Origin of the sequence: Streptomyces sp. NPDC015220 (genome assembly GCF_043079345.1) — a bacterium.
In the GTDB taxonomy this organism is placed as follows: domain Bacteria; phylum Actinomycetota; class Actinomycetes; order Streptomycetales; family Streptomycetaceae; genus Streptomyces.
This window is the reverse complement of record NZ_JBIBUK010000007.1, coordinates 250,976-271,984: the sequence shown is the minus strand read 5'-3', so window position 1 is coordinate 271,984 and position 21,009 is coordinate 250,976. Positions and strand designations below refer to the sequence as shown.

At 70.8% G+C, this 21,009-nt stretch carries 19 protein-coding genes and 1 riboswitch; of the genes, 11 read left to right on the top strand and 8 right to left on the bottom strand.

Features of this window, described 5'->3' with window-relative positions:
- Positions 1 to 27 precede the first annotated feature (27 nt).
- The 7 genes from ACF061_RS17995 to gcvT form a co-directional block, all read right to left on the bottom strand.
- On the bottom strand, positions 28 to 540 hold the full coding sequence (locus ACF061_RS17995) for a flavodoxin family protein (RefSeq protein WP_392267835.1): 513 nt from the start codon (positions 538 to 540) through the stop codon (positions 28 to 30).
- Positions 537 to 1,361 (bottom strand): hypothetical protein, encoded by an 825-nt coding sequence (locus ACF061_RS17990; RefSeq protein WP_392267834.1) that lies wholly within the window; start codon positions 1,359 to 1,361, stop codon positions 537 to 539. Before ACF061_RS17990 ends, ACF061_RS17995 begins: the two co-directional genes overlap by 4 nt.
- 13 nt (positions 1,362 to 1,374) lie before the next feature.
- Positions 1,375 to 1,548 (bottom strand): NAD(P)-binding domain-containing protein, encoded by a 174-nt coding sequence (locus tag ACF061_RS17985; protein WP_392267833.1) that lies wholly within the window; start codon positions 1,546 to 1,548, stop codon positions 1,375 to 1,377.
- Between the two features lie 371 nt (positions 1,549 to 1,919).
- Positions 1,920 to 3,287, bottom strand: a complete 1,368-nt coding sequence (locus ACF061_RS17980) for an L-serine ammonia-lyase (RefSeq protein ID WP_392267832.1) — start codon at positions 3,285 to 3,287, stop codon at positions 1,920 to 1,922.
- A gap of 131 nt (positions 3,288 to 3,418) precedes the next feature.
- Positions 3,419 to 4,681 (bottom strand): serine hydroxymethyltransferase, encoded by a 1,263-nt coding sequence (gene glyA / locus ACF061_RS17975; protein ID WP_392267831.1) that lies wholly within the window; start codon positions 4,679 to 4,681, stop codon positions 3,419 to 3,421.
- 15 nt (positions 4,682 to 4,696) lie between these two features.
- Complete coding sequence (gene gcvH, locus ACF061_RS17970) at positions 4,697 to 5,074, bottom strand: glycine cleavage system protein GcvH (RefSeq protein WP_392267830.1); 378 nt, start codon at positions 5,072 to 5,074, stop codon at positions 4,697 to 4,699.
- Positions 5,075 to 5,214: 140 nt separating this feature from the next.
- The gene (gene gcvT / locus ACF061_RS17965; protein ID WP_392267829.1) at positions 5,215 to 6,342 is read right to left on the bottom strand and encodes a glycine cleavage system aminomethyltransferase GcvT; all 1,128 of its coding nucleotides are present in this window, start codon (positions 6,340 to 6,342) and stop codon (positions 5,215 to 5,217) included.
- A gap of 191 nt (positions 6,343 to 6,533) precedes the next feature.
- Positions 6,534 to 6,633: riboswitch (glycine riboswitch) on the bottom strand.
- 170 nt (positions 6,634 to 6,803) lie between these two features.
- On the opposite strand from gcvT, the gene ACF061_RS17960 reads away from it, so the two are divergent.
- The 10 genes from ACF061_RS17960 to ACF061_RS17915 all read left to right on the top strand — a co-directional run bounded on the left by ACF061_RS17960 (position 6,804) and on the right by ACF061_RS17915 (position 18,780).
- Positions 6,804 to 7,484 (top strand): AAA family ATPase, encoded by a 681-nt coding sequence (locus ACF061_RS17960; protein WP_392267828.1) that lies wholly within the window; start codon positions 6,804 to 6,806, stop codon positions 7,482 to 7,484.
- 266 nt (positions 7,485 to 7,750) lie between these two features.
- Positions 7,751 to 8,554, top strand: a complete 804-nt coding sequence (locus tag ACF061_RS17955) for an enhanced serine sensitivity protein SseB (protein WP_392267827.1) — start codon at positions 7,751 to 7,753, stop codon at positions 8,552 to 8,554.
- 214 nt (positions 8,555 to 8,768) lie between these two features.
- A complete protein-coding gene (locus ACF061_RS17950; RefSeq protein ID WP_392267880.1) occupies positions 8,769 to 9,524 on the top strand; it encodes an enhanced serine sensitivity protein SseB C-terminal domain-containing protein in 756 nt (251 codons plus the stop codon).
- 413 nt (positions 9,525 to 9,937) lie between these two features.
- Positions 9,938 to 10,936: an ABC transporter permease gene (locus tag ACF061_RS17945; protein ID WP_392267826.1), complete on the top strand. Its 999-nt coding sequence runs from the start codon at positions 9,938 to 9,940 to the stop codon at positions 10,934 to 10,936.
- Positions 10,937 to 10,972: 36 nt separating this feature from the next.
- Positions 10,973 to 12,748, top strand: a complete 1,776-nt coding sequence (locus ACF061_RS17940) for an ABC transporter substrate-binding protein (RefSeq protein WP_392267825.1) — start codon at positions 10,973 to 10,975, stop codon at positions 12,746 to 12,748.
- 72 nt (positions 12,749 to 12,820) lie between these two features.
- Positions 12,821 to 13,828 carry an ABC transporter permease gene (locus ACF061_RS17935; protein ID WP_392267824.1) on the top strand — a complete coding sequence of 336 codons (1,008 nt, stop codon included), beginning with the start codon at positions 12,821 to 12,823 and terminating at the stop codon, positions 13,826 to 13,828.
- A complete protein-coding gene (locus ACF061_RS17930) occupies positions 13,825 to 14,922 on the top strand; it encodes an ABC transporter ATP-binding protein (RefSeq protein ID WP_392267823.1) in 1,098 nt (365 codons plus the stop codon). The genes ACF061_RS17935 and ACF061_RS17930 overlap by 4 nt, the downstream gene beginning before the upstream one ends.
- On the top strand, positions 14,919 to 16,571 hold the full coding sequence (locus ACF061_RS17925) for a dipeptide ABC transporter ATP-binding protein (RefSeq protein WP_392267822.1): 1,653 nt from the start codon (positions 14,919 to 14,921) through the stop codon (positions 16,569 to 16,571). Before ACF061_RS17930 ends, ACF061_RS17925 begins: the two co-directional genes overlap by 4 nt.
- A 105-nt stretch (positions 16,572 to 16,676) precedes the next feature.
- Positions 16,677 to 18,068 (top strand): M1 family metallopeptidase, encoded by a 1,392-nt coding sequence (locus tag ACF061_RS17920; RefSeq protein WP_392267821.1) that lies wholly within the window; start codon positions 16,677 to 16,679, stop codon positions 18,066 to 18,068.
- Positions 18,069 to 18,123: 55 nt separating this feature from the next.
- The gene (locus tag ACF061_RS17915) at positions 18,124 to 18,780 is read left to right on the top strand and encodes a trimeric intracellular cation channel family protein (RefSeq protein ID WP_392267820.1); all 657 of its coding nucleotides are present in this window, start codon (positions 18,124 to 18,126) and stop codon (positions 18,778 to 18,780) included.
- Here ACF061_RS17915 and ACF061_RS17910 read toward each other — a convergent pair.
- A complete protein-coding gene (locus tag ACF061_RS17910) occupies positions 18,689 to 19,930 on the bottom strand; it encodes an alpha/beta hydrolase (RefSeq protein WP_392267819.1) in 1,242 nt (413 codons plus the stop codon). The genes ACF061_RS17915 and ACF061_RS17910 overlap by 92 nt on opposite strands.
- A 154-nt stretch (positions 19,931 to 20,084) precedes the next feature.
- Here ACF061_RS17910 and ACF061_RS17905 point away from each other — a divergent pair, with 154 nt between their 5' ends.
- Entirely contained in the window at positions 20,085 to 20,951 is an 867-nt protein-coding gene (locus ACF061_RS17905; RefSeq protein WP_392267818.1) for a thioesterase family protein, read from the top strand.
- Positions 20,952 to 21,009: the final 58 nt, after the last annotated feature.

Genomic DNA, 21,009 nt, shown 5'->3' with positions numbered 1-21,009 from the left:
TCCGGAGAGGTCCTGATTTCGCGCCGTTCAGTAGATGTGCTGGTCGCCGACGAGAGCGCCGCACCAGTCCATGCCGAGATAGGCGGCCGACTTGCTGAGCATGTCGATCATGGGCCTGGTGTCGTCGGGATCCCGGCCTTCGGTGAGGGTGCACACGGACCAGAGCCGTTTGCCGCTCATGCGAGCCCGGAAGTCCACACCGTCCAGGTCCAGCCAGCGCCCCCAGTAGTCGAGGTAGAGCTTGGCCGACGCGGAGACGCTGTACCAGTAGAGCGGCGACACGATGACCAGGTCGCTCGCTTCCAGCGTCGCCCCCAGCAGCAGCGACTCGTTCTCGCTCGTGACCGTGCCGGTCCCCTCCTCCCGGCCGCGGCCGTCCACGAAGTCCGGCAGCGCGTGGTCGGCCAGCCGGAGCCACCGCTGGGCGGCGGCGGGCGGGAGGTCCTCGGCGAACTTCCGCGCCAGCCTCTCGGTTCGGCTGCCGGGGCGGTGGCTGGCCAGGACGAACAGGAAACCGCGGGTGCCGGCCTGCGTGGTCACCGGATCCCCGCCTGCCGCAGGGCGGCCGTGTGCAGCTCGGTCCCGTAGTCGATCGCGCCGCCGAGCTTGGCGTAACGGCGCTTGGTGCGGCCGGCCGTCCGGGACAGGACGGTGATGCTGTTCTGCATCAGCTTGTGCGACTCCAGGAGGTTCAGCACCTCCAGCTCGCCGGGGTGCTTGCGCTGGTACTCGGCGATGTAGCGCAGCACCGCCTCGCCCTCGGGGTAGGACATGAGGTAGTGCATGACCACCACCCCGCCGTCGGGGTTGACCAGGTCCATCAGGTGGTCGAAGAAGTACAGGCACTCCCAGGCGTCCACCCAGGCGAAGTCGATCGGCCGGAAGTCGGCGGGCAGATGGTCGGCCAGCTCCTTCATGTCGGCGTTCACCACCGTGACCGAGTCGTCGAGGTTCAGCTCCTCGAGTACCTCGGTCACCCGTTTGGCGGAGGAGTCCGGGTCCTGGAGGTTGTCGACGACCGCCAGGCGCGGCTGGTACGGCTCGGTATGGGCGGCGGGCGTGACCAGCGGAGGGTCGGCGAGCAGCCAGTCGTTGTCGAGCTGTTCGGCGTCGGCCAGGTGGCGGCGGGTCTTCTCGGCGAGGGCCGCCGCCTCGGCCCGGGCGCCCTCCCTGAGGTCGGCCAGCTCCGCCGCCAGGAACGGGGTCGTGTAGCCCATGCCGACCTCGAGCACCCGGCGCGGCCTGATCAGCCGCACCAGATTGGCCAGGAGCGGCGCCACCACTTCCGTCCCCATCTCCGGTACGCGCAACTGCGCGGCGGCTGCCTGGAAATCGGCCTGGAATATCCGTGGAATCGTCATGTTGTTCCTCACCTCAGCGGGCATCGGAAACCACCGCGATGTCGACTGTCCGCGCGTCCGCCACGACCAGTGGGGCCGAGCGCTCGGGGGGCCGGTTCCACACCGCGGCAGCGTGTTCTGCCGCGGCCGGATGCCCGGTCATGATCGCGCCCATCCGGCCGAGCCCGATGAATGCGAGCTTCGTCATGGAGCGAGATCCTTGCAGCCGCCTTATTGCGGGCGCAACGGACTGCCGCCGACACAAACGTGCGAGTTTTCTCGGCTTGCGAGAGGCCTCGGCGCGCCGCCCGGCGGGAATTCCGGAAGTGCGCGGGCGGCAGCGCCCGCGCTCTCGTACCGCGTCGGATCCCGGCGATCCGGATGCCGGAGCCGCGCAGGACCCGTAGGACCTCCGGGTCCGAGGTCCACCTGGTGACCGGGACCGGTGAGGCCGGCGCGGTGGCGGCCGGCGGGGACGTGTCCGGTCTCCCGGGGAGGTCCCACCGCCTCACGCCGCGTCGGCGAAGCAGGCCCCGACAGCGCCGTATGACAGGAAAGCGCCGGTCAGAGCCTGATTCGCTAGCACTCGATGATGTTCACCGCGAGCCCGCCCCGGGCCGTCTCCTTGTACTTGACCGACATGTCGGCGCCGGTGTCCTTCATGGTCTTGATGACCTTGTCCAGGGAGACCATGTGGGAGCCGTCGCCGCGCAGGGCCATGCGGGCGGCGGTGACGGCCTTGACGGCGGCCATGCCGTTGCGCTCGATGCACGGGATCTGGACGAGGCCGCCGACGGGGTCGCAGGTGAGGCCGAGGTTGTGCTCCATGCCGATCTCGGCGGCGTTCTCGACCTGTTCGGGCGTCCCGCCCATCACCTCGGCCAGCGCGCCGGCCGCCATCGAGCAGGCGGAGCCGACCTCGCCCTGGCAGCCGACCTCGGCCCCGGAGATGGAGGCGTTCTCCTTGAACAGCATGCCGATCGCGCCGGCGGCGAGCAGGAAGCGGACCACGCCGTCCTCGTCCGCGCCGGGGATGAAGTCGAGGTAGTAGTGCAGGACGGCGGGGATGATCCCGGCCGCACCGTTGGTCGGAGCGGTGACCACCCGGCCGCCGGCCGCGTTCTCCTCGTTCACCGCCATGGCGTAGAGCGTGATCCACTCCATCGCGCGGGCCGCGGCGTCGCCCTCGGCGCGCAGCTGGCGCGCGGTGACCGCGGCGCGGCGGCGCACCCTCAGCCCGCCCGGCAGGATGCCCTCACGGGTCATGCCGCGCCCCACGCAGGACCGCATCACCCGCCAGATCTCCAGCAGGCCCTCGCGGATCTCCTCCTCGGTGCGCCAGGCCCGCTCGTTCTCCAGCATCAGCGAGGAGATCGACAGGCCGGTCTCCCTGGTCAGGCGGAGCAGCTCGTCACCGGTGCGGAAGGGGTACTTCAGGACGGTGTCGTCGAGCTTGATGCGGTCGGCGCCCACCGCCTCCTCGTCCACGACGAAGCCGCCGCCGACCGAGTAGTACGTCTTGGTCAGCAGCTCGGCCCCGGAGGCGTCGTACGCCCACAGGGACATGCCGTTGGCGTGGTAGGGCAGGGCCTTGCGGCGGTGCAGGACCATGTCGTCGTCGAACGAGAACGCGATCTCGTGCTCGCCGAGGAGACTCAGACGGCCCGAGGTCTTGATCCGCTCCACCCGCTCGTCCGCCGTCTCCACGTCCACCGTGCGCGGCGAGTCGCCCTCCAGACCGAGCAGCACCGCCTTCGGGGTGCCGTGGCCGTGGCCCGTCGCGCCGAGGGAGCCGTACAGCTCCGCGCGCAGCGACACGGTCCGCTCCAGCAGGCCCTCGTTGCGCAGCCTGCGGGCGAACATGCGCGCGGCGCGCATCGGGCCGACGGTGTGGGAGCTGGACGGGCCGATGCCGATCGAGAACAGGTCGAAGACCGAGATGGCCACGGGGACTCCTCAATGCGGGGGGTGGTGCCGGGGGTGGTGGCGGGACGGGGCGCCGCGTACGCGGTGGTGACCGGTGTGCGTGGCGCCCCGGTGGGGACGGCCCGCCGGCCGGTGACCGGCGGGATCGTGACTTACTTGTCGAGACCCGGGTACAGCGGGTGCTTGTCGGCCAGGGCCGTCACCCGGGCCTTCAGCGCCTGCGCGTCGTACGAGGGCTTCAGCGCCTCGACGATCACGTCCGCGACCTCGGCGAAGTCCTCGGCGGTGAAGCCGCGGGTCGCCAGGGCCGGGGTGCCGATCCTGAGGCCCGAGGTGACCATCGGCGGGCGCGGGTCGTTCGGGACCGCGTTGCGGTTGACCGTGATCCCGACCTCGTGGAGGCGGTCCTCGGCCTGCTGACCGTCCAGCTCCGAGTTCCGCAGGTCCACCAGGACCAGGTGCACGTCGGTGCCGCCGGTCAGCACGTCCACGCCGGCCGCCTTGGCGTCCTCGCGCACCAGGCGCTCGGCCAGGATGCGGGCGCCCTCCAGGGTACGACGCTGGCGCTCCTCGAAGTCCTCGCTCGCCGCGACCTTGAAGGCCACCGCCTTGGCGGCGATCACGTGCTCCAGCGGACCGCCCTGCTGACCGGGGAAGACCGCGGAGTTGATCTTCTTCGCCAGCTCGGCCGTGGACAGGATCACACCGCCGCGCGGGCCGCCCAGCGTCTTGTGGGTGGTGGTGGTGACCACGTGGGCGTGCGGCACCGGGTTCGGGTGCAGGCCCGCCGCGACCAGACCGGCGAAGTGCGCCATGTCGACCATCAGGTACGCGCCGACCTCGTCCGCGATCCGGCGGAACTCGGCGAAGTCCAGCTGCCGCGGGTACGCCGACCAGCCGGCCACGATCAGCTTCGGCCTGGACTCCTTGGCCAGCCTCTCCACCTCGGCCATGTCGACCAGGCCGTCCCCGCCCACGTGGTAGGCGACGACGTCGTAGAGCTTGCCGGAGAAGTTGATCTTCATGCCGTGGGTCAGGTGCCCGCCGTGCGCGAGGTTCAGGCCCATGATCGTGTCACCGGGCTTGAGCAGGGCGAACATCGCGGCGGCGTTCGCCTGGGCGCCCGAGTGCGGCTGCACGTTGGCGTGCTCGGCGCCGAACAGCTCCTTGACGCGGTCGATCGCGATCTGCTCGACCACGTCGACGTGCTCGCAACCGCCGTAGTAGCGGCGGCCCGGGTAGCCCTCGGCGTACTTGTTGGTCAGGACCGAGCCCTGCGCCTCCATCACCGCGACCGGAGCGAAGTTCTCCGAGGCGATCATCTCCAGCGTGGACTGCTGGCGGCGCAGCTCGGCGTCGACCGCGGCGGCCACGTCCGGGTCGAGCTCGTGCAGGGGGGTGTTCAGGACAGTCATCGGCTCGTCCGTTCCTCAGCCGGCGTTCTGGGCGGAGTACTCGTCGGCGGTCATCAGGTCGGCCGGCTCCTCGGCCAGCCGCACCTTGAACAGCCAGCCGCCCTCGAAGGGCGCGGAGTTGACCAGCGACGGGTCGTCCACCACGTCCTGGTTGGCCTCGGTGACCTCACCGCTGACCGGGGAGTACAGGTCGGACACCGACTTGGTCGACTCCAGCTCTCCGCAGGTCTCGCCCGCGGTCACCGTGTCGCCGACCGCCGGGAGCTGGGCGAAGACGACGTCACCGAGCGCGTTGGCCGCGAACTCCGTGATGCCGACCGTGGCGACGCCGTCCTCGACGGGCGACAGCCACTCGTGCTCCTTGCTGTAACGCAGCTGCTGGGGATTGTTCATGGCCTGAATTCTCCTGTACGCGAGGGAGTGCTGATGAATGAGGGAGTGCGGAAGACATGCGTGACCAGGGGCGATGTGCCCCAGGTCACGCACGGCCGGTCACGACGACGCCGCTGGTGCCGCCGGAGGACGTCCCGGTGTCACTTCTGCCGCTTGTAGAAGGGCAGTGCCACGACCTCGAACGGTTCGTGGCTGCCCCGGATGTCCACGCCGACACCCGTGGTGCCCGGGGCGGCGTGCGCGGCGTCGACGTAGGCCATGGCGATCGGCCGGCCCAGGGTGGGGGAGGGGGCGCCGGAGGTGACCTCGCCGATCACCTCGCCGCCGGCGACCACCGCGTACCCCGCGCGCGGGACGCGACGGCCCTCGGCGACCAGGCCGACCAGGACCCGAGGGGGGTTCTGCGACGCGCGGGCGGCGGCACGCTCCAGCGCCTCGCGCCCGACGAAGTCGCCCTCCTTCTCGAACTTGACCACCCGGCCGAGCCCCGCGTCGAACGGCGTCAGCGCGGTCGTCAGCTCGTGCCCGTACAGCGGCATGCCGGCCTCCAGCCGCAGCGTGTCACGGCAGGACAGCCCGCAGGGCACCAGCCCGGCGTCCGCTCCGGCGTCGGTCAGCGCCTGCCACAGCTTCTCGGCGTCGGCCGGGGCGACGAACAGCTCGAAGCCGTCCTCGCCGGTGTAGCCGGTGCGCGCGATCAGCGCCGGGACGCCGGCGACCGTGCCGGGCAGGCCCGCGTAGTACTTCAGGCCGTCCAGGTCGGCGTCGGTGAGGGACTTCAGGATGCCGGGGGACTCGGGGCCCTGCACGGCGATCAGGGCGTACTCGTCGCGGTCGTCGCGCACCTCGGCGTCGAAGCCCGCCGCCCGCCCGGTCAGCGCGTCGAGCACCACCTCGGCGTTGGAGGCGTTGGCGACGACCAGGTACTCGGTCTCGGCCAGCCGGTAGACGATCAGGTCGTCCAGGATGCCCCCGTCCTCCCGGCAGATCATGGTGTACCGGGCCCGGCCGACGCCGACCGAGGCGATGTTGCCGACCAGGGCGTGGTTCAGCAGCGCCGCGGCCTGCGGGCCGGTGACCGTGATCTCGCCCATGTGGGAGAGGTCGAACAGACCGGCCCGGGTGCGCACGGCCAGGTGCTCGTCGCGCTCGGAGCCGTAGCGCAGCGGCATGTCCCAGCCGGCGAAGTCGGTCATCGTCGCCCCGAGCGAGCGGTGCAGCGCGTCGAGCGCGGTGTGACGCAGCGGATGGGAGGCGGAACTGCTCATCGGTCGGTCTCCAAGGCGATGGGCCCCCGCTCGAACGCAGCCGGGCGCGGGGGAGGGCGAGGACGGAACTCGTGTCCTCCCCATCTGTCATCGGAACCTGAGAGGTTCGCCATGACCGCCGTCGCACGGACGGATCACGGCTTGCACCTTGGGTGGAGCCACTGCGGCAGCGGCCCGCTTTTCAGATGTGCCTCGCCCGCGCGGTAACGGGGCCTGAGAGATTCAAGGGAGGGACTTGCTCCTTCGGCGTCCGGGCAGACGTACTGCCGGGAACTCTCCCGCGCGGATTCAAGCGGCCGGTATGCAGTTGGCGCGCCCATCATTGCACGGCTCGCCGTGTCCCGGCAGGGCGGATCTGTAACCGGCCTGTGGCAGAACGCGTACGGAAACGGGAGGCGCCCCGCATTACCTTCTCTTTACACTCGAAGGGGAGGTGAACCGTCACCACCCAGGGGAGGACGATGACGGTGAACAGGACCGCACCGGCGTACGCGACGACCCGTGCCCCGGCTCTGCCCGGGCGGCCCGCGGCCCGGGCCCGTGAACACGCGGACCGGCACCACGCGCCCGTCGTCCGCGACCTGCGCGAGCGGGCCGGCCGCGCCCCGCACGCGCTGCTCTTCGGCCCGCACGACCTGGTCGTGGTCACCGGCCTGCCCGGCAGCGGCAAGTCGACCCTGATGCGCCGCACGGTGCGCGGCGTCCGGATCGACTCCCAGGACACCCGCGAGCGCTGGGACGCCCGCCTGGCGCCCCGCCTGCCCTACGCCCTCTACCGGCCCCTGGTCCGCCTCGCCCACTACGCCGCCCTGCGCCGCGCCCTGCGCTCGGGCGAGCCGGTCGTGGTCCACGACTGCGGCACCCAGAGCTGGGTCCGCACCTGGCTGGCCCGTGCCGCCCGCCGGCGTGGCGGCACCCTCCACCTGATCCTGCTCGACGTCACCGCCGGCACCGCGCTCTCCGGTCAGCGCCACCGCGGTCGCGGTGTCTCCCGCTACGCCTTCCTGCGCCATCGCCGCAGCGCCGGCCGCCTGCTGCGCGCCGTGGAGGAGGGCGCCCTGCCCGAGGGCTGCGGCTCGGCGGTCCTGCTGGACCGCGAGGCGGCGGCCGGCCTGCGCCGGATCGCCTTCACCGCCGGCTGACCACCCGTCGGCACCGGACCCCGACCACCGGCGGGGCCGGTGCCCGTACCGGCGGCCCCTGATCACCCGCGCCGGCGGGCCGGAGAAGGCCGCACCCGCCGACCGGAGAAGGCCGCACCGTGGACGGTGGCAACTCCCGCCGGCCGGACGGCGAGGAGCACGCCGTGGAGCCGTCCGCCGGGCCGGACGGGGTTCACCGGCCTGCCCCGGGCCGGCACCCGTTAGCCTTTCGGTCACAGCAGTGGTTCCCAGCAGGCGGTAGGCAGATGGACTTCCCGGCGGACTTCTCCGCGGACATTCCGGGGGACTTCCCGGCACAGGCGCACCCCCAGCCGCACGGCGGCTGGCCCGGCAACGAGCTGGAGGAGGTGCTCTCCGCGTCCCTCGGCGTACCGACGGCCGGCGGCCGGATCGTCGAGGTGCTGGGCCGCAGCTTCCTGTGGGTGCCGCTGCCCAACGGCGGCGGCCCGAACAGCGGTCCGCTGGACTTGCCGACCCTGGAGATCGAGGGACAGGCGTACGTCCCGGTCTTCAGCTCCGAGGAGCAGCTCCGTCAGGTCGCCGGCCCCCACATGCCGTACACCATCGCGCCCGCCGTCGAGTTCGCCCGCGGACTGCCGCCGCAGGTCGGCGTCGTGGTCAACCCGGACGGTGTCGTCGGCATCCCGCTGCCCCCGCAGGCCGTGGCCGAACTGTGCCGGGCGGGCCGCACCGAGCTGGACGGCCCGGCGAGCGGCGGCCGGGTACGGCTCTACGAGCCCGACTGGCAGGACGACCCGGTCGACTTCCTCGCCGCCGCCTGTGCCGAGTTCGCCGAGACGGGCGTCGTGCTCACGGCGCGCCGCTGCCTGGCCGCCGTCGAGACGGCCGACCCGGTCATGTTCGTCGGCGTCGAGCTCTCCCAGTGGGACGGCGACCTGCGCGCCCGCCCCCTGGAGGCACTCGGCCGCGCCCTGGCCAGGGTGCCGGTCGGCTGGCCGGTCAACCTGGTCCTCATGGACGTGGCCCAGGACCCTGTGGTCGACTGGCTGAGGGAAAAGGTCAGGCCGTTCTACCAGTACGGTCACTGAGGGCTTCCCGGCGGCGCGGAGCGGCTCCGGCGCACGCCCCCGCCGCGGGCAGCGGACCGGCCGCGACCGTCCCGCGGCGGCGGGACGACGAGAGGGAACGATCGCGCAGGCGGCCTTAAGCTGGACTCACGGCTCGGTCGGAACCTTTGGTGTATGGAGGGGCGTAGAAGTGAGCGCCAGCGCGAGCGGCACCGCGGCCGGGCAGGTGGAGCAGATGCTGCGCCAGGTGACGCCCGGACGCTACGACGCCTACGAGGCGCTGCTCCGCGCGCTCGCGACCCCTTCCTCCGGCCAGGTCTGGATGCTGCTGTGGCACGGCCAGGCCGGCGCCCCGGACGCCCAGTACGGCCACATGGAGGTCGACGGCCACGGCTACGCGCCCTGCGTGACCTCCGCCCAGGAACTCTCGGCGAGCGGCTGGACGCGGTCGTACGAGGTGGTCGACGGCCTCGACGTCGCCCGCACCCTCTACCCCGACCACTACGGCCTCTGGCTGAATCCGCACGCGCCGGGCGGTGGCGTCGGCGTCCCCTGGCTCGACCTGCGCCGCATCGCGGCCGGCCTGGACCGCCAGCCCGCCGGCCCGCTGCGGCTGTCCGAACCGGCCGTGGAGATCCCGCAGTTCTACGCCCTGCTCACGCAGAACGCCCACCGCACCCCGGCCCTGCGCTCGCTGCGCCGCGCCTGGGTGCAGCCCGCGTTCGGCGCGCCGTACCTCGCCATCGGCCTGGAGGTGTACGACACCTCGCCGCCGGCCGTCGACTCGGTCCGATCGATGATGCAGCGGTCCATCGGCGCCGTACCGGACGGGCTGCCGGTGTCGACCGTCGCGATGTCCGACGCCTTCGACCCGGTCGCGATGTGGCTGCGCGCCAACTCCCGCCCGTTCTACGACCGTGAGGCGCACGCCGGTCCCGCCCAGGGACCGGCCGGCGGCTACGGCTACCCGCCGGTCGGCGCCGGGTACTGAACGGCCCGCCGGACGTGTCCGCATTCCGGCTCCCCTGAGCGCCCCGGCACGGCGGGGACTCTTCTGCGCGCGTAGATTGCCGCCGGTTGGCCCTGAACCGCACCGAATCGCCGAAGTGTCCCAACTGCCCGGCGTCCGGGAGGTGTTACCCAGTGTTCGGATAACGGAATCCTCCGCAGTGCATCACGGTTGCGCATACTTTCACCGTCAGATCTGGCGGGTGATCACGGCGAGGTTGAAGACTCGCGACTCAGACATGAGGTCGAGGGCCTCGTGGTCGAGCGCGAGCCGGCGAATCCGCCTGGCACCAAGGCCGCACCATCCGTGGCCGGCGCACGGCAACCAAGTACCAAACCGCCGCACACAGCGGCAGGCGCAGGCCGGTCACCACCGGCGAGAGGGGTCGGGTCATAGTGACCGCACCGATCGAGACCACCGGGGCGGCAGCCGAGGCGCAGCCTGAGGCTGCGCTCGCCGGCGCCGGTGAGGGGCGGATCGAGGGTCGTTCCCTTGGGCAGATCGCCTGGTCCCGGTTCAAGAAGGACAAGGCCGCCGTCACCGGTGGCGTCATCGTGATCCTGCTGATCGTCCTGGCGATCGCCTCGCGTCCCGTCCAGGCCATGTTCGGCCTCGACCCCAACGCCTTCAACCAGGACCTCATCGACCCCAACACCTCGCTGCCCAAGTCGGGTTGGGGCGGCATGAGCCTGGACCACCCGCTGGGCGTGGACCCCAAGTTCGGCCGCGACATCGCCACCCGCGTCCTCGAAGGCTCCTGGGTCTCGCTGGTGGTGGCCTTCGGCGCGACCATCCTGTCCAACGTGATCGGCGCCATCATGGGCGTCGTCGCCGGCTACTACGGCGGCCGGGTCGACTCGATCATCAGCCGCCTGATGGACACCTTCCTCGCCTTCCCCCTCCTGCTCTTCGCGATCGCCATCTCCGCCACCCTCCAGGGCGGCGCGTTCGGCCTCAACGGACTGCCGCTGCACCTGAGCGTGCTGATCTTCGTGATCGGCTTCTTCAACTGGCCCTATCTGGGACGCATCGTCCGGGGCCAGACGCTCGCGCTGCGCGAGCGCGAGTTCGTGGACGCCGCCCGGGGCATGGGCGCCAAGGGGCCGTACATCCTGTTCCGGGAACTGATGCCCAACCTGGTCGGCCCGATCATCGTCTACTCGACGCTGCTCATCCCGACCAACATCCTCTTCGAGGCGTCCCTCAGCTTCCTCGGCGTCGGCATCCAGCCCCCGCAGGCGTCCTGGGGAGGCATGCTCCGGGAGGCCGTCACCTACTACAAGGTCGATCCCCAGTTCCTGATCGTGCCCGGCCTCGCCATCTTCATCACCGTCCTCGCGTTCAACCTGCTCGGCGACGGTCTCCGCGACGCTCTCGACCCGCGCAGCCGCTGACGCCTGCTCACTGAGAGCCCATCAAGTTTCCGATCTATGGGAGGGAAGCAGACCATCATGCGAAGGTCAGCGCTGGCCGCGATCGCGGCCATCGGCTCCGTCAGCCTGCTACTGGCAGGCTGCAGCAAGGCCGACGACAACAAGGACGGCGGCAAGCCGAAGGCGGCCGGCGCCAACGCGGCGACCAAGGGTGTCGTCAACGCGTCCGAGACCAAGGGCGGCACGGTCGTCTACGAGATGTCGGACGTCCCGGACTCGTTCGACCCGGGCAACACGTACTACGCGTACATGTACAACCTCAGCCGGCTGTGGGCGCGTCCGCTGATGACGTTCCAGCCCGGCCCCGGCACCCAGGGCAACACCCTGGTCCCCGACCTCGCCGCCGGCAAGGGCGTGCCGAGCGACGGCGGCAAGACCTGGACGTACAAGCTGCGTGCGGGCCTGAAGTACCAGGACGGGACGCCGATCACCTCGAAGGACGTCAAGTACGCCGTCGAGCGGTCCAACTTCGCGCGTGACGTGCTCTCGCTCGGTCCGAACTACTTCCAGCAGTTCCTGCTGGACCCGGACCACTACAAGGGCCCGTACAAGGACAAGAGCGCCAAGGGCCTGTCCTCGATCCAGACGCCCGACGACACCACGATCGTCTTCCACCTGAACCGCGCCTTCCAGGAGTTCGACTACCTCGTCGCCGCTCCGCAGACGGCCCCGGTGCCCCAGGCCAAGGACGACGGCGTCGACTACGTCAAGCACATCGTGTCCTCCGGCTCCTACCAGTTCCAGAGCTACGAGGAGGGCCAGAAGGCCGTCCTGGTCCGCAACAAGAACTGGGACCCGAAGACCGACCCGCTGCGCAAGCAGTACCCGGACAAGATCGTCGTAAACCTGAAGGTCAACGCCGAGACCATCGACCAGGACCTCCAGTCCGGCAAGGCCACGGCGGAGCTGACCGGCATCGGCGTCGGGGCCTCCACCCAGGCCGACCTGCTCGGCTCCCCGGACGGCAAGGCCAGCACCGACAACACCTTCGGCGGCCGCCTCGTCTACGCCGCGGTGAACACCAAGGTCAAGCCGTTCGACAACGTCGCGTGCCGCAAGGCCGTCCAGTACGCCATCGACAAGGTCTCCGTGCAGACCGCGATGGGCGGACCGGTCCGCGGTGAGATCGCCTCCACCGTCGTGCCGCCGGACATCACCGGCTACGAGAAGGCCGACCAGTACGCGACCGCGGACAGCAAGGGCGACGTGGCCAAGGCCAAGGAGCAGCTGAAGGCCTGCGGTCACACCACGATCAACACCAACATCTCGGCCCGCTCCGACCGCCAGCAGGAGGTCGACGCGGCCACGGCGATCATCAGCTCGCTGAAGAAGGTCGGCATCAACGCCACCCTCAAGCAGTACCCGCAGGGCAAGTACTTCACCGACTACGCGGGTGTGCCGAAGTTCACCGAGAAGCAGAACATCGGCATCATGATGATGCAGTGGGGCGCCGACTGGCCCTCCGGCTACGGCTTCCTGCAGCAGATCCTGAACAGCAAGGCCATCAGCCAGTCCGGCAACACGAACCTGTCGCAGTTCGCGAACAAGGCCGTCGACGCCAAGCTGGCCCAGGCGATCGCCAACCCGGACGTGGCCGCGCGCAACAAGCTGTACGCCGAGATCGACAAGACCACCATGGACCAGGCGGTCATCGTCCCGCTGACCTACTTCAAGGTCCTGCTCTACCGCTCGCCCTACGCCACCAACGTGGCGTCGTCGGCGGCCTGGAGCGGTCAGTACGACTACCTCAACCTCGGCACCACGAAGAAGTAGCAGCCCCGGAAGGCAGGTGAAGGCATTGACGCCCGCGGGTTTCGCCACCCGCGGGCGTCAGCGCCGGCCCCCGTGATCTCGTACATCCTCCGCCGGACGTTCGCGGCAGTGATCCTGCTGCTGGTCGTCTCCGCGGTCACCTTCGCCATCTTCTTCCTGCTGCCGCGGATAGTCGGTCAGACCGCAGACCAACTGGCGCAGCAGTACATAGGCAAGAGCCCGTCGAAGGCCGACATCCTCGCGGTGAAGCGCAACCTCGGACTGGACCAGCCGGTCTACGTCCAGTACTGGCACTTCATCAAGGGGATCGTGGCCGGCGCCGACTACAACATCGGCCCCACCACGGTGCACTGCGATGCGCCGTGCTTCGGCTACTCCTTCAAGACCCACGAGGCGGTCTGGCCGCAGCTCACCTCCCGCATGCCGGTGACCATCTCGCTGGCGTCCGGCGCCGCGGTGCTGTGGCTGCTGTCGGGCGTGGCGGTCGGCGTCGTCTCCGCGCTCAAGCCGCGCTCGTTCTTCGACCGCGCCTTCATGGGCGTCGCGCTCACCGGTGTCTCGCTGCCCATGTTCTTCACGGGCAACCTGGCGATCCTGCTCTTCGTCTTCAAGTGGCCGATCTTCGGACGCGACTACATCCCGTTCACCCAGAACCCCGAGCAGTGGGCCAACACCCTCTTCCCGGCCTGGTGCTCCCTCGCGCTGCTGTACTCCGCCGTCTACGCCCGGCTCACCCGCTCGGGCATGCTGGAGACGATGAACGAGGACTTCATCCGCACGGCCCGCGCCAAGGGCCTGCGGGAGCGCAAGGTCGTCGTCCGGCACGGACTGCGGGCCGCCCTCACCCCGATCATCACCGTCTTCGGCATGGACATCGGCCTGCTGCTCGGCGGCGCGGTGATCACCGAGACCGTCTTCTCGCTGGACGGCGTCGGCGCCTACGCGGTGAAGGGCATCACCGACAACGACCTGCCCAAGATCCTCGGCGTGACCCTGCTCGCCGCCTTCTTCGTCGTCATCGCAAATCTCCTGGTGGACGTGCTCTACGCGGCCGCCGACCCGCGGGTGAGGCTCTCGTGACCGAACTCTCCAAGACCGCCGCCGCCGAGAGCGAGCCGGCCGCCACCACTGCGGAGGCCCCCAAGGCCTTCCTCGAGGTCCGCGACCTCAAGGTGCACTTCCCGACCGACGACGGCCTGGTCAAGTCCGTCGACGGGCTCAGCTTCAAGCTGGAGAAGGGCAAGACCCTCAGCGTCGTCGGCGAGTCGGGCTCCGGCAAGTCGGTCACCTCGCTGGCGATCATGGGCCTGCACCGGCTCGGCGCGCGCGGCAAGAACGTGCGGATGTCCGGCGAGATCTGGCTGGACGGCAAGGAACTGGTCTCCGCCGCCCCGGACGAGGTGCGCAAGCTGCGCGGCCGCGAGATGGCGATGATCTTCCAGGACCCGCTGTCCGCGATGCACCCGTACTACACGGTGGGCAACCAGATCGTCGAGGCCTACCGGGTCCACCACGGCGTCACCAAGAAGGAGGCCCGGGCCCGGGCCGTCGAGATGCTCGACCGGGTCGGCATCCCCGAGCCGGCCAAGCGCGCCGACTCCTACCCGCACGAGTTCTCCGGCGGTATGCGCCAGCGCGCGATGATCGCGATGGCGCTGGTGAACAACCCCGAGCTGCTGATCGCGGACGAGCCGACCACCGCCCTCGACGTGACCGTCCAGGCGCAGATCCTGGACCTGATCCGGGACCTGCAGAAGGAGTTCGGCTCCGCGGTCATCCTCATCACCCACGACCTCGGCGTCGTCGCCGAGATCGCCGACGAGGTACTGGTGATGTACGGCGGCCGGTGCGTGGAGCGCGGCCCGGTGGACGAGATCTTCGAGCGGCCCCAGCACCCCTACACCTGGGGTCTGCTCGGCTCCATGCCGCGTGTGGACCGCGAGACCTCCGACCGGCTCATCCCGGTCAAGGGGCAGCCGCCGAGCCTCATCAACGTCCCCTCGGGCTGTGCCTTCCACCCCCGCTGCCCCTACGCGGACGTCCCCAAGGGGAACGTCACCCGGACGGTGCGCCCCGAGCTGCAGCAGGTCGACGGCGGCCACTGGTCCGCCTGCCACCTCTCGCCGGAGGACCGTACGCGGATCTGGACCGAAGAGATTGCGCCGAAGCTGTGAGTGAGACGAAGAAGACGGATGCCGCGGACGAGGTCACGGTGCCCGGGCAGGCGTCGGCTCCCGAGGACCGCGAGGTACTGCTCAAGGTCACGGGCCTGACCAAGCACTTCCCCATCAAGAAGGGGATCCTGCAGCGCCAGGTCGCCGCGGTGAAGGCGGTCGACGGCATCGACTTCGAGGTGCGCCGGGGCGAGACCCTCGGCGTGGTCGGCGAGTCGGGCTGCGGCAAGTCCACCATGGGCCGCGTCGTCACCCGTCTGCAGGACCCGACCGACGGCACGATCGAGTTCGAGGGCCGGGACATCACCCGGCTGAGCACCGGACAGATGCGCCCGCTGCGGCGGGACATCCAGATGATCTTCCAGGACCCGTACGGCTCCCTCAACCCCCGCCACACCATCGGCTCGATCGTCTCCGCGCCCTTCCGGCTGCAGGGCGTGGAGCCCGAGGGCGGGGTGAAGAAGGAGGTCCAGCGGCTGCTGGAGCTGGTCGGCCTGAGCCCCGAGCACTACAACCGCTACCCGCACGAGTTCTCCGGCGGCCAGCGCCAGCGTATCGGCATCGCCCGCGCGCTCGCGCTCAAGCCGAAGCTGGTGGTGGCCGACGAGCCGGTGTCCGCGCTGGACGTGTCCATCCAGGCCCAGGTGGTCAACCTGATGGACGACCTCCAGGAGGAGCTGGGTCTGACCTATGTGATCATCGCCCACGACCTGTCCGTCGTCCGGCACGTCTCGGACCGGATCGCGGTGATGTACCTCGGCAAGATCGTCGAGCTCGCCGACCGCACCTCGCTGTACGAGGCGCCGATGCACCCGTACACCAAGGCGCTGATGTCGGCCGTGCCGGTCCCCGACCCCAAGCGCCGGGGCGCCAAGAGCGAGCGCATCCTGCTCCGCGGCGACGTGCCCTCGCCGCTCGCCCCGCCGAGCGGCTGCCGCTTCCACACCCGGTGCTGGAAGGCGACGCAGATCTGCGCGACGACCGAGCCGCCGCTCAAGGAGCTGAGGCCCGGTCAGCGGGTGGCCTGCCACCACCCGGAGAACTTCGCGGACCAGGCTCCCCAGGACACGGTGCTGCTCTCGGCCGCGAAGGAGGCGGCGGAGCTGGTGGCCGACGAGGTCCTGGCGGAGTCCGCCAAGACCTCGGCGGCGGTGGCGGCGTCCGACGTGGTCGCCCAGGCGCAGGCGGAGGCCGACGCGTCGCCCTCGGCCGACGCCGAGGAGGCGCCGGCCTCCGAGGAGAAGGCGCCGGCCTCCGACGACAAGAAGTCGGCCTCCGAGGAGAAGGCGCCGGCCTCCGACGACAAGAAGTCGGCCGACGCGGAGAAGAAGCCGGCCGCTGAGGAGAAGAAGCCGGCCGACACGGAGAAGGCGGCCGTCGCCGACGAGAAGCCGGCCGACACGGAGAAGCCGGCCTCCGAGGAGAAGGCGCCGGCCTCCGACGACAAGAAGTCGGCCGACGCGGAGAAGAAGCCGGCCGCTGAGGAGAAGAAGCCGGCCGCCGCGAAGGACGCGGACGCCGATCGCGGCGACGGTGACGACGCCGGCGACCGGGACGGCGACGGCGACCGCGGCGAGGACGCCGGCCGGAGCGGTGACGGCTCCGACGACGACAGCGGCGACGACGGTCAGGAGTCGAGCGACGACTGAGGCATGACGAGTTGGCAAAGTCATGCTCATGACTGAACGGGAGAGCGCAGAGTCGTTCCCGTCCGTGCGATCCACCGATCGACGCACGCGCGAAGGGATGACCTCATGGCACTCTCCCGTTCGGCACGTCTGGGAACCGTCGTCACCGCGGCGCTCTCCTTCCTGACCGTCGCCGCATCCTCGGCCCCCACCCACGGTGCCCCAGGCATCGGCGACACCTACTTCCCACAGGCGGGCAACGGCGGCTTCGACGCCCGCCACTACGCCCTCGACATCGCCTACGACCCGGCCAGCGGCCGTCTGGACGGCCGTACGACGCTCACCGCACGCGCCACCGAGAACCTGGCCTCCTTCGACCTGGACCTGCAAAAACTGGAGGTCACCCGCGTCGAGGTGGACGGCAGACGGGCCCGGTTCACCCGGGACGGCGACGAACTGCGCATCACCCCGTCCGCGACCCTGCGCAAGAACCGCACCTTCCGGGTCGCCGTCACCTACGGCGGCGTCCCCGAGCCGCTGAGCGGCCCCATCGTCTTCGGCTCGAAGTACGGCTGGATGAAGACCGAGGACGGCGTCTTCGTCGCCTGCGAGCCCAACGCCGCCTCCACCTGGTTCCCCTCCAGCGACCACCCGTCCGACAAGGCCGCCTACGACATCACCATCAAGGCGCCCAAGGGCCTGACCGGTGTCTCCAACGGCCGGCTGGTGTCGACGTACGACAGGGGCGGCTCGACGTACACGCACTGGCGCGAGAGCCGGCCCATGGCCACCTACCTGGCGACCGCCACCATCGGCAGGTTCGACGTGCGCACCGGGCGGACGCCCGCCGGCACGCCCATCTACGTCGCCGTCGACCCGAAGCTGAAGAACAGCAACAGCGTCGACGTGTACGCCGTCACCGCCGAGGCCACCGACTATTGGTCGCGGGTCTTCGGGCCGTACCCGTTCGAGGAGACCGGCGCGATCGTCGACGACATGCCGGAGGCCGGGTTCTCGCTGGAGGTGCAGAGCAAGCCGGCGTACTCGGCGGTGCGCAGCGAGTCGACCATCGTGCACGAGCTGGCCCACCAGTGGTTCGGCGACTCGGTGTCGGTGGAGCGCTGGAAGGACATCTGGCTCAACGAGGGCTTCGCCACCTACGCCCAGTGGCTGTGGGCCGAGCACCGGGGCACCCGCTCGGCGCACGACTCCTTCCTCGCCGGCTACAACTCCGTCCCGGCCGGCAGCTCCTTCTGGCAGATCAAGGTCGCCGACCCGCAGCGCGACACCATGTTCGCCTCCGCGGTCTACCAGCGCGGCGCGATGACCCTCCAGGCACTGCGCGAGCGCATCGGCGACAAGGCGTTCTTCGAGCTGCTGCCGGCCTGGACGAAGCTGCACCGCTACGGCAACGCGAACACCTCCGACTTCGTCCGCCTCGCCGAGCGGGTCTCCGGGCAGCGGCTGGACGACCTGTTCCAGAAGTGGCTGTTCACCACGGGCAAACCGGCCCTGTAGGCATCCTCGCCCTTGCGCCGCAAGGGCGGCGCCGCGCCCTGAGTAAGAATGTGGCGTGCTTCAGCAACTGTTCAGCCCCTCCGTCCAGCACACGGTGGACGTCGTCGGCATCTTCGTGTTCGCCATCTCCGGCGCGCTGCTGGCCGTCCGCAAGAACTTCGACGTCTTCGGCATCGCCGTGCTCGCCGAGGTCACCGCGCTGGGCGGGGGGCTGTTCCGTGACATCGTCATCGGCGCCGTGCCCCCGGCCGCCTTCACCGACCTGGGATACTTCCTCACCCCGCTGCTCGCCACCCTCGTGGTCTTCTTCCTCCACCCCCACGTGGAGCGCATCCAGCGGGCGGTCTACGTCTTCGACGCGGCCGGCCTCGGCCTGTTCTGCGTCTCCGGGACGACGAAGGCGTACGCCTACGGCCTCAGCCTCACCTCGTCGGCGACCCTGGGCCTGGCCACCGCCGTGGGCGGCGGTGTGCTGCGGGACGTGCTCGCCAACGAGGTGCCCTCGCTGCTGCGGTGGGACCGCGACCTGTACGCGGTCCCGGCCATCGTCGGCGCCACGATGGTGGTGCTGTTCATCCACTACGACGTGCTGACACCGGTGACCACCGGGCTCGCGGTGGTCACCGCCTTCGTGCTCCGCCTGCTCGCGATGCGGTACCACTGGCGAGCTCCGCGGGCGTGGAACCGGCGTTCGACCGTCCGGGAGGAGTAGGGGAGGCGGGCCGGGTGCGCGCGGGCCCCTTCCCGGTCAGCTCCTCGGTCAGCCAGCCGAACGCCGCGGGCACCTGCGGCCGCCACAGCGCCAGGGTGTGCCCGCCCGCGCTGCGCGGCAGGAAGACCACGCGCACGGTGGTCGGGGCCTTGGCGATCCGCTCCAGCGCCACCCCGGCCTCGTAGCCGTCGCCGGCCTCGCCGGAGAGGTAGAGGCCGATGCGCGGCGGTGTGCGGTACCCGCGCAGCAGGACGTACGGGTTGTTCGCCCGGCGCAGCGCCAGGCTCTGGTTGGCCAGCGAGTTGCGCTGGCCGATCGGGTCGTTGTAGCCGGACATGCTCACCGCGGCGCGGTAGCGGTCGGGGTGGGCGACGGCGAGCTTGGTCGCGCAGTGGGCGCCGGCCGAGTAACCGGCGGCCGCCCAGCCGTCCGGCGCGGCCTCGGCGCGGAAGTTGTCCGTGACCATCTTCGGCACGTCGATGCTCAGCCAGGTGTCGGCGTTGACGGTGCCGGGGACGTTGGCGCAGCCGGTGTCGATCCGGGCGACCAGGTTGGTGCGCGGGGCGACCAGGATGAAGGGGGCGACCCGGCCGCTGAGCATCAGCGGCCGAAGCTGCTCGTGCACGTGCAGCGACCCGAACCAGGCCTTCGCCGAGCCCGGGTAGCCGGACAGCAGCTCGACCACGGGGAACTTCCTGGTCCGGTAGGCGGGGTCGTCGTACTGCGGCGGCAGCCAGACGTAGACCTCGGCGTCGACGCCCGAGACCCGGCCCTTGAGCTGGGTGACCCTGACCCCGCCGGCCGCGTGCATCCGGGGGCCGTCGGCCCGGGTGAACTCCTGCCGCACCCTGGGCAGCTTCCGGTAGGCGATGCCTCCGGTGCCGTCGGCGCCCAGGTCCGCGGCCCGCTGCACATGGTTGCCCGTGCCGATCAGGTCCGCCCAGTTGTCGTACAGGTTGTTGGCGTTGTTCACCAGGACGAAGACCAGGGTGACGGCCGTGGTCTGGGCGAACAGGAGCATCAGCGCCCGGAGCGCGGCACGCACCGCCCTGGGGCCCTTCAGTCGCGTCCACAGGACGAACGGGAGGACCAGCGCGGCCACGGCCAGCGCGACGACGGTGTACAGGAACGGAGTCCCGGTGAGGCTCATGTCCCCATAGAGGGGCATTGAGGGCCCGGGGTTACGCACGAGTGCGGACACTTACCGAGAAATTGCCCGGGACTCACCCGGAGGACGGTGTGCGCTCACACCGGCGCCGCGTCCAAAGCTACCGCTTAGTAGTTTCCTGTTGTAACGTTCACCCATGTCAGAAGCAGCTTCCGCCGCGGTCGCGCGGGCCACGATCGGTGACAGCGAGTTCGACCGGGACACCGCGGTCGTCCGGCGCACCCCCGGCGTCTACGACATCGACCTCTCCGCCGGCTGGACGATCATCAACGCCGTCAACGGCGGCTATCTGCTGGCCGTCCTCGGCCGCGCGCTCGCGGACGCCCTGCCGCACCCGGACCCGTTCACGATCTCGGCGCACTACCTGACCGCGTCCCGGCCCGGGCCTGCCGTCGTGCGCACCGACCTCGTCCGCGCCGGCCGCACCCTGTCCACCGGGCAGGCCTCCCTCTTCCAGTACGACGACGACGGCGAGGAGGTGGAACGCATCCGCGTCCTGGCCTCCTACGGCGACCTGGCCGGCCTGCCCGACGACGTCCGCACCACGGCCGAGCCGCCCGCGATCCCGCCGATCGAGCAGTGCTTCGGCGCCGAGGACGGTCCCGCCCCCGTCCCGGGCAGCTCCGCCATCGCCGACCGGCTGATGCTCAAGCTGGACCCGGCCACCCTCGGCTGGGCGCTCGGCTCGCCCTCCGGGAAGGGCGAGATGCGGGCCTGGTTCGGGCTCGCCGACGGCCGCGACGCCGACCCGCTCTCCCTGCTGCTCGCGGTGGACGCGCTGCCCCCGACCGCCTTCGAGCTCGGTCTGCGGGGCTGGGTGCCGACCGTCGAGCTGACCGTGCACGTCCGCTGCCGCCCGGCCCCGGGACCGCTGCGCGTGTCCATCACCACCCGCAACCTCGCCGGCGGCTTCCTGGAGGAGGACGCCGAGGTGTGGGACAGCGCCGACCGGCTGGTGGCGCAGTCCCGCCAGCTCGCGCGCGTCAGGCTCGACCGGGACTGAGCGCGTCGCGGCGGCCCGGGCCCGTCGGGACTCTCCTCCGTTTCCTCTCCGCGAGGTC